We start from the raw sequence: 11,989 nt of genomic DNA on the forward strand, positions 1-11,989 counted from the left end.
GAAGGTTTCATATAATGTAAAGAAGAAAAGTTCAACATAAAAAACTGCATGTCGATTGTTAAGGGATTTAACAATTGACATGCAGTTCGTGGATTGGATTTTATTTGTCTTGATTTAATCTTTCAAGGGCTGTTTTAGGTAAGATTGGAATTGAAATAGTAAAAGTAGTACCATCTTCATTACTAGTCATTTTTAATGTACCGTTATGATTTTGAATAATTTTTTTCGTTACTGCCAAGCCGAGTCCTGTACCGGAATCTTTTGTTGAGAAGAATGGATCAAATATATATTCTTGAATCGCTGATGGAATACCAGTTCCATTATCAGTGAAAGTAATACGAACAAAATTATCTAGGCGGTAACTAGTAATTTGGATAGAAAGTTTTTTTTCTCCTTGAGCATCGACAGCGTTCTGGAATAAGTTTAAAAAAACTTGCACAAGTTCATGACGATCAATATGAACTGAAATATCATCTAATTCGGTAGAAAAATTATAATCAATTGAAATGTTATGTAAAAAGACTTCGCTAGCTAGTAACTGTTGAATATAATCACGTAAAAATGTATTAATTGGAAAGGGTTCTCTTGTAAATTCACGTGTTTTTGAAATAGATAAAAATTTTGTAATGATACTATTTGCGCGATCTAATTCAGGAATAAGTAAGTTTTTAAATAGTTCTTTATTAGATGGAGAAACAGTTTCTTGTAAAAATTGTAAATAACCTCGTACGGTTGTAAGAGGATTACGTACTTCATGTGCAATACCAGCTGCAATTCGCCCTGCTAACGAAAATTTTTCTGCATCACGTTCTGTGTTTAAATAATGAAAGACACTAATAACTCTAAAAATTTCTCCGTTATAATCACGAATAATCCGGTTATTTAAAATGCCATAGTTTTTGTCTAAAACTTCTTCATTATATATTTCTGTGCCTGTTCTTAATGTTTCAAGAGCTTTAATTTTTTCTTCAGGTAATTTTAGTAATTGTTGAATTGGCTTTCCGATTATATCATTTCGGACTACACCAAAATCATCTGCCGCAGCCTGATTACATAAGGTTATATTTCCTTTATTATCAACAAAGGTTACATGATGTGAAAAAGCATCAAAAATATGAACAAAGTATGTTTCAAGTTGTTTAAATAAAAATAATGAATCGCAAGTAAGCTGAAAATCAGCCTCTTTATTCTCTTTTTGTATGTTTTGAATAGAATGAGTTGATCTCGTTTTCTTTATTTGTAAACCAATCTGTGGATTTTTATATGTGAAATGATGTGGTAATTGATTCACAAGTTCTTCATAAAAACGTACTTTATTTTCTAATTCTTCTATTCGTTTTTCATGAGACACAATATCATCTTTTGGAAGCATAAATAAATAACCCCTCAATTTAAAAATTCTTCCATCTAGTATATCATATTTTTATACGGATACTCTTAAAGAAGGGACTACTTAATGAAATTGATTGGTCGAAGTGTTCAGGAAGTGAGTAGAATGGATAGTAGGTGAAGTTAAAAAGGGAGGAATATATTTGCTTTTCATTGGAGTAACAGGGTGGGGAGATCATGATTCTTTATATATAGACCCCTATGAAAATAGAAATAAATTACGAACATATAGTGAGTATTTCCCTATAGTAGAAGTGGATAGTTCATTTTATGCGATGCAACCTGCACGAAACTATACGAAATGGGCAATGGAAACACCGAAAGATTTTTCTTTTATCGTCAAAGCATATCAAGGAATGACAGGACATATGAAAGGTGAAATTCCTTTTTCTACGTTCGATGAGATGTTTGATGTATATAAACAATCTATTCTTCCTTTAATTGAAGCTGGTAAATTAAAAACGATTTTATTTCAATATCCACCATGGTTTGATTGTAAAAAGAAAAATGTAGATTTTCTCCGATATACGAAAGAAAAAATGGAAGGTTTTCCGTGTGCAATAGAATTTCGAAATCAAACATGGTTTTATCCAGAAATGAGAGATAAGACGTTAAAGTTTCTAGAGCAAGAGAAATGGATTCATACAATTTGTGATGAGCCACAGGCAGGGATGGGTTCGGTACCACTCGTATTAGAAGTAACGAATGCAGAGATGGTGTTAATACGTTTTCATGGCCGAAATGTTCATGGCTGGCTTGATAAAGGGGAAAATTGGAGAGCGGTTCGTTGCTTATATCGCTACAACAATAAAGAATTAGAAGAATGGGTAGAAAGACTAGAACAATTAAAAAAGAAGACAAAGGACATATACGTACTATTTAACAATAATTCAGGCGGAGATGCGGCTGATAATGCGAAACAGCTTATGAAAATGATGAACATTACATATGGTGAGCCAAAGCCTGAGCAATTAAATTTGTTTGAGTGATAATAAACAAGAAAGGCACTGTACAAACAGGGGGAATGTACAGTGCCTTTCTATATGAAAAAGAGGGGTAACAATGTTACTGAGCGTTTGGTTGATTCATCAATTGTTGGCTTCGTAATAAATGATAATGGTTATCATTATCATTGTCAATGGTTTTCCTGAAAATAAATAAAAAATTTTTTGTGAGGTAGTAACGATAGGGAGATGCCTAATAGAAGTTTGGCTAAAGTAAGGAATTGTTTCGAGGTAGATTTCCGGCAAACCCCTGATAAAGTATAAAAAAAGAACAGCAATTAATGCTGTTCTTTGCTAGTGATGAATTGTTGTAAATCAAAAGGAGTTATCGCTTGGATAAATTCTTTTGAGATAAGTGTTTGAACAAGAGTACTCTCAGAAATAGAAGCACCTGTTTTCTTTTCATAAGCTTGTTTTAATAAATCAAGTTTTTCAGCCGTTTCTTTCGGTAATTCAATTGTTAAAGTGTTCATAATTTCTCCCCCTTACTATTAGAGTACCACTACAATATAGGAGAGACAAGAAAAGAGAATGTGAAACATAAAAAAGGTTACCATTTATAAATGGTAACCTTTTTTATGTATAAGAGTTATTAAGCAATACCGATATACTTTAAAGTTTTTGATGGAGTACTATGATCAAAGAAGTGTTGTAAAAATGCGATATCAACACCTGATTTGTATGCACAATATCCCCAAGTTTTTCGAAGTGTATGTGAGCTAATCCCTTCTAATCCAACTTCTTTTGCAGCTTTGTTTAAAATGTACCACGCATGTTGTCTCGTAATAGATTTTGTTCCTTTTTGAGACTTTAACAATGGTTCATTACGTTTCCAAGTTTTACGTTCTTTCATATAGTCTTCGATCGCGTGCTGTAAGTCTTCATTTACAGCGAACCATTTATGTTTCTTTACTTTTTCATTGTAAAATAAAATGGAATGGCGAACATTTTCATTTTCATCGATTACATCACTAACTTTTAATTGTAAGATTTCGCTTACTTTTAAGCCAGAATTTACAGCTAATACGAATAATAAGCCATCACGTTTCGAAGATTGTAAAAGTATATTTTTGATAGTTTCTAATTGTTTTTCGTTTTGAATAGGTTGTCCTGCTTGTTTCATTTCACGCACTCTCCTCTTTTATATGTGTAAAGGAAAGGATTAACTTGTTTCTTACTATAAAGGGAGAGTGTGAATTTCATGTGAACTCCTAGTGAAATTAAGACAAATTATTTGACTTCTTTTACTTTTTGTAAATTAAAGTAGAATACAACACTATTAGTCGTATTATATACACCGTACTCGGCATGGTGGAGGTCTAAAATATTTTTAACAATAGATAATCCAAGACCAGTACCACCAGTATGACGGCTACGCGATGCATCTAAACGATAGAAACGATCCCAAATTTTTTCAAGACTTTCTTCTGGAATAGGGTTTCCTGTGTTTTCGATTTCAACTTTTACTGTACCTTCCATTTCCATAACGGAGACTTGTATTTTTTCTCCATCTGGTGTATAGCGAATTGCATTGCTAAGTAAATTCACAACTACTTGTTCAATACGACTACGATTCGCTTTCACAAATATAGAAGGGTCTACATCTATATTCACTTGTAAATGCTTTTCCTCCATGCTAAATAATAACTTTGTATAGACTTGTTGAATTAATTCACCGATTGAGAACGTCGTCATATCTAGTTTGTACGTACCTGATTCTAATTTTGCTAATTCTAACATTTCAACAATAAGTCTGTTCATATTTTCAGTTTCTTCTAAAATAACATCTGTGTAATACGTCGTATCTTTACTAACGCCATCTTTAATTCCCTCAGCGAAACTTCTAATTACACTGAGCGGTGTTTTTAATTCGTGTGATACACCAGAAATGAATTCTTTTCGCGTTTTTTCTAATTGACGTTCACGTTCAATATCTTGTTGTAATTTTGTATTGGCAACATTTAATCGATCGATTCGGTCTTTTAAATTTACAGATAACGTATTAATACTACCGGAAAGCCCTCCAATTTCATCGTCTGCTGTTACAGGTAATTTTTCGCTAAAATCAAAATTGGCCATTTTCTTTGTAACGCGATTCATTTTAATTAATGGTTTCACAATGATTTTTGAGTAGTAGAAGGATAACAAAATAATTACGAGAAATACGATGATTAAGGCATAGACATAATAATCTTTCAAAACGAGCATCGCTTCATTAACAGGTTGCAAAGATGCTATCGCAAAAGCATATTCTGTAATCTCTCCATTTTCTATAATAGGTTTTACAAAGATACTATTCTTTATATTCTCCCCGCTATCTATTATATAAGTGTTTAATTGCTGCGAGTTAGCAGTGCCATTTCTAATAAGCTCTGCAAAATATTGAACGGCTTGCAATGTTTCAATATCATTTGCAAGACGAACCTCCGCTTTCGATGGAAGCTGTAATTTAGAGATCGTACCAGTAAACTCAATTTGAGTAACAGTTTTGTATCGGTTTGTAAGTCTATTTTTAGAAGGGTTACCATTAATAGATGAAAAATCTGAATTGGTATATTCGTTTTGCCATCTATTATAATTTGTTGTCAATTTTATTGGTGTTATTGTTTTGTTTTGTAGTAAACCGACGACGTTTATCACATCGTCTTTTTTCAATCCTAAGTTTTCGAATTTCTTATATTCTTCGGGTGTTAAAAGATTATTGAGAGGAATAGAATATGTCTCATTATTTTTAGGATTAAATACATCAATATAGTAATTGTTGTCGCTTTTAATAATGCCATTCGTATTTAAAAATTGCATGTCAGCATTTGTTTTATCATGAAATTCTTGTTTTAGTTTTCGAATTTCTTCATAAGTTTTCCCACTTTTTTCGTACGTATCTACGAACTTTTCAAAAGCAGTTTGAACTGTTTTTACTTTTTTATTAATATAAAATTTCTCTAAAAATAGAGATTGTCCTAGGAAAAATAGGAGGAATATGATTGTAAATAATGTTGATGTTAATAGAAATAGTTTAAAGACGATACTTCTGTTTTTCACTGCGTCACCTCTTGTGAGAAATACTGTAAATGGTTTCTTTATTATAACAAACGTTACAAAAAAGTAGAGGAGAAAATCTGTCTCTTCTGGAAGTAGTTTTTAATAAAAAGTCACATAAAAAGAACTCGACAGACGTATGACGAGTTCTTTAATGTATTATTGTTGAATTGCTGCATCTAAAGCGATTTCAATCATTTCGTTAAATGTAGTTTGACGCTCTTCAGATGTTGTTTCTTCACCAGTGAAGATGTGATCGCTTACTGTTAAGACAGATAATGCATTTACACCGTATTTCGCTGCTAATGTGTAAAGCGCAGTTGTTTCCATTTCTACTGCTAGTACACCGTAATCTCCAAGCTTTTTAACCATGTCCATGCTTTCGCGGTAAAATACATCTGCTGTTAAAACGTTACCAACACGAACGTGTAGGCCTTTTTCAGTTCCAGCATCGTAAGCTTTCTTTAGAAGATCGAAGTTTGCAGCTGGTGCAAAATCAAATCCTGGGAATGTTAAACGGTTCATATTAGAATCCGTACAAGCTGTCATTGCAATAATAACGTCACGTACTTTTACGTCTTTTTGAATGGCACCGCAAGTTCCAACGCGAATTAAATTTTTAACTCCGTAGCTTTGGATTAATTCGTTTACATAAATAGAAATAGAAGGAACACCCATACCTGTACCTTGCACAGATACACGTTTTCCTTTATAAGTTCCAGTGAAACCTAACATACCACGCACGTTATTATAGCAAGTAACGTCCTCTAGAAATGTTTCAGCAATATATTTTGCACGCAATGGATCACCAGGTAATAGAATAGATTCAGCAATTTCGCCTTGTTTTGCTTCAATATGTACACTCATGAAAAGTCCTCCTTATAATGTATTGATAGAAATCAATATCATTTGCATTATACACTACGAATCCTTTCAATTAAAATCTTTTTATTATTTGTAATATGTGCAAAACAGAAGGATTTCATAAATTGTCATCTAGAATATATATGTAAGAAGTTTTGTATGAATAGAGACTATAAAAATGGTAGGTGATGTTTTGAAAAATCTTGTCATTGGACTCGTTGCTTTGCTATTTGTTGTAGTAGGCGGATTTTACATAAAAAAGTATCAAGAAACTACAGAGACTGTAGGTGATGTTCAGGAAGTAAAATGGGATGTGTCAAATGGAAAAGGAAATGAGAAAGCAGATATTGTGTTTCAATTATTAAATAATAAAAGTAGCGAAGTGCGTGGTGTGAATGATCAAATTCGGGCAGTTATTGTAGACGGACAATTAAAACATGTACAACAAATGAAACCTACATTCGCAGGAAATGGATCATATAAGGTATCTTCTAAAATAGCGAAAGATGAAGGATATACAATATTTTTATATGAAGACAAAAATAAGTCTGTGCAATCATTTGCGAAGAAAGATTTTGGGAAGGAAATAGAGGAGAAAAATAAGAAAAAAGTAAAATTTCCAATCGATAGTGTACTTACAAAAAAAATAGGGGAGTATGAAGTTTCTCTTTTATTCGGTGCACTGCATCCGAATGAGCCAGTGACGTTAACATTTCAATTTCAAGCGAAAAAGGGTGAAAAATTGAAATTACATTCAGAGAGAGGAGAAGTGGAGGCGCTCTATATTGTGGACGAAACGAGAGAAAATTTTTTATATGCAATCCCTGTTGATACAGATGGACAATTACAATACCGTATTACATTTCCTGCTGAAGGAACGTACAAAATATGGGGAGATTTCTATATAAATGGTAAGAAATATGAAAAAGAATTTATTGTACAAGTTCAAAAAAGAAAAAACAGCTAACTATTTAGCTGTTTTTTCTTTTTCCTATTAATTTTGTTACAGAGAGCATCGTAATTGGTAAAGAATGATTCTTTCTAAATGCTAAATATTTACCGCTCCATGCTGGTTTATATTTTTCTTTAAAATGTCGTAACCCGCTGAAACTATATGTGTAACGAACATTATTAAAGATGGCAGCAGCAACCCGTTCAGACCAGAAAGATTGTGTCGATAAACCTACATTTGAAAGTGGTGCCATACCAATATTAAAGGAGTGGTATTCATTTTCTTTTGCCCACTGGAATAGGTGGATGAAAATTGCATCCATAATGCCGCTAGGCGCATCTGGATAATAGCGCATTAAATCAACAGACAATGATCCGTCTTGATATACGGGCATAAATGTCGTGAATGCAATGATTTTTCCATCTGCATCAGATAATGTAGCGATAGGAGCACGGCTAATATATTCACGATCAAAGTATCCGAGTGAGAAACTTTTCTCTTTTTTTCCACCGAGCCACGCATCTGAAACTTTTCTTAATTCTTCAAATAGTTCATCTGAGAACGGCGGCTGGTGAATAGAGAATGTATAGCCTTCTCGTTCAAAACGGTTGAAAGTTGCTCGCATACCGGCACGTTTTTTTCCTGTTATTGTAAATGTGTTCAAGTCAACGACAGCCTCTTCACCAAGCTTAAAGAAGTTGTAACCAAAATCATGATATAAACTCATCCATTTACTTTCGATTTGGTAGAATACACAAATGTATCCAAATCGGTCAGCTTCAGCTAAAAACTCTTGTAACACAGTACGGTAGGAGGAAGGATCTCCAATTGGATCACCTAGCACAACAAGACGTTTTCCAGTTATAGAGAAGAGAAGGAGCGCTTTCCCATCACTACTAAAGAAGAATTGTTTATCACCTAAAAAACCTAAATGACTAAGTACATTTCCACCATGTTCATCTAAAAAGTTTTGCAATCTTTTATCATTAGCTGGTTGCCCGGGAAATTCATTTCGATAACGATTAGCAATGAGTGAGCCAATTAGTAAAAATGTAGGAACGAAAAAGGCAGCTGCTAATGCACTTCGTTTTACTTGCGTAATATTACGAACGACAAAATCAGGTTTAAAAGCTTCTTTTGCACCTGCAAATAAAATCCCTAAGTTTTTATATAAATATAAAGTTATAAGTAAGAATATAAAAACTTTTACGATATCAGAAAGTGAGACTTCCATTTTCTCGCGTACAAATCTTTTACGAAGCATATATAATACAGCGAGTACAATTAATAAAATAAACGTTTCTTCAATATCAATCCCTTTTAGCGTATTAAAGATAGCTGCTCCGATTAAAGAAACAATCGTCATATAGTAAGAACGCTTTGTTCCATAATATATGCCTCGTGAAAGGATTAGGAGGAGAATACCGAATGTTAGTGATAAGCTAAAAGAAAATTGAATAAGATGTTTTGGAGCTAGAATATGTAAGGCGTGTGCTCTGTTTATACTTGTCGGTAGAATGGTCGATAAAATAACCATTAATCCAGCAAATACTGTTAAAGCAGCAGAGGCCCATGAACCTAGTTTTCCTAGAAAATCACGCTGCAAAGTCCATATAACACCAGTTGTTTCTAATGCAGGCGCAATAAAAGGTTTGTCTTCAAACTTTTTAATGGCCACGCCTGTCATTTCAAAAGCTGCAAAAATAAGACCGAGGCAGAATGGTAAAATGTAATAGACGAGGCGATATAATAACATAGCAGGTAGTAATACGCCTGTATCAATGCCATATTGTCCGAGCCCAGTTAAAAAGACAAGGTCAAATGAACCAAGTCCACCAGGTACAAGACTAACAACACCAGCTAAAGCAGCAATGACATACACACCTAAAAACTTTTGAAATTCGATATCAATGCCAAATAATATTAGTATGACGTACATAACAATACCAGCAGATACCCACTCAACTAACGAAACTAATGAGTATAAAACAGTTGGATTTTTCTCTTCTTCTCGTTCATCTTGTCCTTCGGTTTGCTTTGGTTTTCTATTTTTTAGTTTAGAAAAGCCGATGTATATAGGGACGAAAAGGGCGAAGAAGATCAAAACAGGCCATAGCCACGGTTTTTCATGCAAAATAAAACTTGTGTCTAATATTCCAATAAGGCCGAGGAATGAAAGAATAGCGAGTCCGTTAATAAAAGCAGTTGTCATCCAGGCGATACTTTTAATCAGCTTGCCATTTTCTTTTATGTATGGACGATAAAGCATCGTACGTACACCCGCTCCAACGAGACCACCAAATCCAATAAATCCATTTAAGGTATTAGCAATCCATGAGATACGAAAAATCTTTTGGACAGGTATATCAGCTTTTAAATAACGAAGCATAACATAGTCGTAAAAGAACATTGTTGATACGGCAAATGCACCAAGTGTAATTGCTAAAAAGACTCCTCCGGTTGGAATGTTTTTAATTGTATTGATTGCTTCTAAAAAAGAAATGCCTGCTAATTCTTTTTTTGCTTGAAAGAATACAATGGTTAATACAACAAATGGGAAGATAATTTTCCCGATTTGTAAGAAACGTTTCCATGAAAACGACATAAATACAACTCTCCTTGTATAAGAAAACTGAGACAATAATATTATTATGACAAACTTCAAGAAAAATAAAAAGGTAAATTCCTGTATGAGGAAGCTATTTTTTTATAGGGATTATATTTAAAAGAGTATTTCGTTTGTCAGAAAATTAAGTTAAAATAAATTGAAAGAAGGAAGAGAGGGGAAGTAGATGATTATAATAGGTTATGCGGGATATGAGCTAGAGAAAGCAAAACCTAATACATCAGAAGATTTCTTTAATAGATCTGAAGTGACATATATATTAAATGATAAAGAAAGAACCTTTTCTGTTTTATATGTTCGATATTTTGAAGAAGCTTTACAAGAAATTACTCCTTTTGAAGGAAATCCGGTATGTAAAGTAGAAAATCAAGACATATATTTGCGGGATATTGTAGCGATCTGTTGTTTACTGAAAGAGAATGAGCTTCGCATGCAAAAACGTTTGTATTTAAATAATATAGAAGAATTCCAACAATATTTTGATGAGGAAATAGTCGTGAAAGTACAAGAAATATTGGCTGAATTACATAAAAATAAAAGAGTAGAAATAGCGTGAACTGGCAAAGGAGAGGGAAAAATGTCTAATCTAATGGTGGAAAATCAAACAGAACAAGTTTCTATGTTTTTAGAAGATGTTATTCATTTGATAACCAATTATGTAAATTATCATACGTTGCCTTCTTTATTAGAAGAGACACCGGCAGGAAACGAACAATATTATAAAGGGTTATTAGCGTCAATAAGACGTCTTCTCGTTTTTTGTGAAGAAGGGCATGATGCGTGTTTTGTTTTGTTAAATAGCCAGCCATTTCGAAAGACAGCAGCTGAAAAGATTTTATATAAAATTTATCATCAAGTAATTGCAGAGTTTTTTTCACCAAAGAGTGATCATTGGTATGAAAATAGTCGATCTGCTTATACAGGGAAAAACTCCATCGTTTTTCAACAAACGCCACCTGCATCTATAGAGCAAGTAATGAAGAATTTAGAAGGTAAATTTCAATTGATGCGTGAAGAACTAGAATATTATGAGACGGATTACCAAACAAAGATGTTACACAAATATTAATTGTGAAAAAGAAGCTAAGGGTACTTAGCTTCTTTTCCTTTTGCACAGTTATATAAGGGATTTCCTTTGAATATATTTAAGGGGATAGCATTAAGGAGGTGTAACATGAGTCAGCAAGGTGTATTCACAGATTACTTTCATGAAGTAGAAAGCTGGTGTGAAAGTGTTCTTCACGTATTAGATAGCCGTGCAATGGAAGTGTATGATGTCCATATGCTTGCTTATAAAATTCAAACGTTATTAGATCGTATGAAAGAGCATGAGTATGATACAGATGCAGAGTTTATGTATGAAATAAGTGATGATGTAGAACATATTCAGCATCATTTGCAGGAAGTATTCGTGCAGGGAGAAGAGGAATATGAACTATGTGAAAGAGGGGATAGTGAACGAGCTGTTCCAATTGGAGGGCATACACTCCCGCCACTACCATATCCATATAATGCGTTAGAACCGTATATTTCTAGAGAAATTATGATGTTACACCATGATAAACATCATCGTAGTTACGTGGAAGGATTAAATAAGGCAGAGAAGATGATGGAAGAAGCGAGAAAAACAAATCAATTTGATTTAATTAAGCATTGGGAAAGAGAAGCTGCTTTTCATGGATCAGGTCATTACTTGCACACAATATTTTGGAATAACATGAAAAAAGGTGGCGGCGGAAGTCCAAGAGGGGCTCTTTCACACCGGATTGAACAAGATTTTGGAAGTTTCTTGCGTTTTCAAAAACATTTTACAGAAGCAGCCTCTAAAGTGGAAGGTTCAGGATGGGCAATTCTCGTTTGGGTTCCGCGATCGGGAAGATTAGAAATTTTACAGAGTACACTTCATCAATTATTTACACAATGGGATACGATACCGCTCCTTGTACTAGACGTGTGGGAACATGCGTATTATTTACAATACCAAAATCGAAAAGATGAATATATTAAAAATTGGTGGAATGTTGTAAATTGGCCGGATGTAGAAAAAAGATTTGAAAGTGCAAAACAAATAGAATGGACACCTTATTAGACGCAGGTTCTCTGCGTCTTTTTTAT

At 33.5% G+C, this 11,989-nt stretch carries 11 protein-coding genes; 5 read left to right on the forward strand and 6 right to left on the reverse strand.

What is annotated here, in order from left to right:
• Positions 1-100 precede the first annotated feature (100 nt).
• Positions 101-1,372, reverse strand: coding sequence for a PAS domain-containing sensor histidine kinase (locus tag ACTFRN_RS05100; RefSeq protein WP_000937013.1), 1,272 nt, complete (start codon positions 1,370-1,372; stop codon positions 101-103).
• Between the two features lie 160 nt (positions 1,373-1,532).
• Here ACTFRN_RS05100 and ACTFRN_RS05105 point away from each other — a divergent pair, with 160 nt between their 5' ends.
• Positions 1,533-2,378 carry a DUF72 domain-containing protein gene (locus ACTFRN_RS05105; RefSeq protein WP_049111617.1) on the forward strand — a complete coding sequence of 282 codons (846 nt, stop codon included), beginning with the start codon at positions 1,533-1,535 and terminating at the stop codon, positions 2,376-2,378.
• A 293-nt stretch (positions 2,379-2,671) separates the two neighbouring features.
• Here ACTFRN_RS05105 and ACTFRN_RS05110 read toward each other — a convergent pair whose 3' ends face one another.
• From ACTFRN_RS05110 to deoD, 4 genes are all read right to left on the reverse strand, one after another.
• Positions 2,672-2,866: a DUF3924 family protein gene (locus ACTFRN_RS05110; RefSeq protein ID WP_001094859.1), complete on the reverse strand. Its 195-nt coding sequence runs from the start codon at positions 2,864-2,866 to the stop codon at positions 2,672-2,674.
• Positions 2,867-2,985: 119 nt separating this feature from the next.
• Positions 2,986-3,516, reverse strand: a complete 531-nt coding sequence (locus ACTFRN_RS05115; RefSeq protein ID WP_000806236.1) for a tyrosine-type recombinase/integrase — start codon at positions 3,514-3,516, stop codon at positions 2,986-2,988.
• A gap of 107 nt (positions 3,517-3,623) precedes the next feature.
• Positions 3,624-5,435: a sensor histidine kinase gene (locus ACTFRN_RS05120; RefSeq protein ID WP_000797532.1), complete on the reverse strand. Its 1,812-nt coding sequence runs from the start codon at positions 5,433-5,435 to the stop codon at positions 3,624-3,626.
• Positions 5,436-5,591: 156 nt separating this feature from the next.
• Entirely contained in the window at positions 5,592-6,299 is a 708-nt protein-coding gene (deoD, locus tag ACTFRN_RS05125) for a purine-nucleoside phosphorylase (protein WP_000110707.1), read from the reverse strand.
• Between the two features lie 175 nt (positions 6,300-6,474).
• Between deoD and ACTFRN_RS05130 the strand changes: the two genes are divergently transcribed.
• Positions 6,475-7,263, forward strand: coding sequence for a hypothetical protein (locus ACTFRN_RS05130; RefSeq protein WP_041184453.1), 789 nt, complete (start codon positions 6,475-6,477; stop codon positions 7,261-7,263).
• A gap of 4 nt (positions 7,264-7,267) precedes the next feature.
• On the opposite strand, the gene mprF is transcribed toward ACTFRN_RS05130, so the two are convergent.
• Entirely contained in the window at positions 7,268-9,853 is a 2,586-nt protein-coding gene (gene mprF, locus ACTFRN_RS05135; protein ID WP_000010863.1) for a bifunctional lysylphosphatidylglycerol flippase/synthetase MprF, read from the reverse strand.
• A 187-nt stretch (positions 9,854-10,040) separates the two neighbouring features.
• Between mprF and ACTFRN_RS05140 the strand changes: the two genes are divergently transcribed.
• From ACTFRN_RS05140 to ACTFRN_RS05150, 3 genes are all read left to right on the forward strand, one after another.
• Entirely contained in the window at positions 10,041-10,430 is a 390-nt protein-coding gene (locus tag ACTFRN_RS05140) for a hypothetical protein (RefSeq protein ID WP_088106567.1), read from the forward strand.
• 21 nt (positions 10,431-10,451) lie between these two features.
• Positions 10,452-10,943 carry a YpuI family protein gene (locus ACTFRN_RS05145; protein ID WP_000067566.1) on the forward strand — a complete coding sequence of 164 codons (492 nt, stop codon included), beginning with the start codon at positions 10,452-10,454 and terminating at the stop codon, positions 10,941-10,943.
• A gap of 105 nt (positions 10,944-11,048) precedes the next feature.
• Positions 11,049-11,963 (forward strand): superoxide dismutase, encoded by a 915-nt coding sequence (locus tag ACTFRN_RS05150; protein ID WP_000082669.1) that lies wholly within the window; start codon positions 11,049-11,051, stop codon positions 11,961-11,963.
• Positions 11,964-11,989 lie beyond the last annotated feature (26 nt).

The organism is Bacillus cereus group sp. MYBK245-2 (genome assembly GCF_051916145.1).
Lineage (GTDB): Bacteria > Bacillota > Bacilli > Bacillales > Bacillaceae_G > Bacillus_A > Bacillus_A pacificus.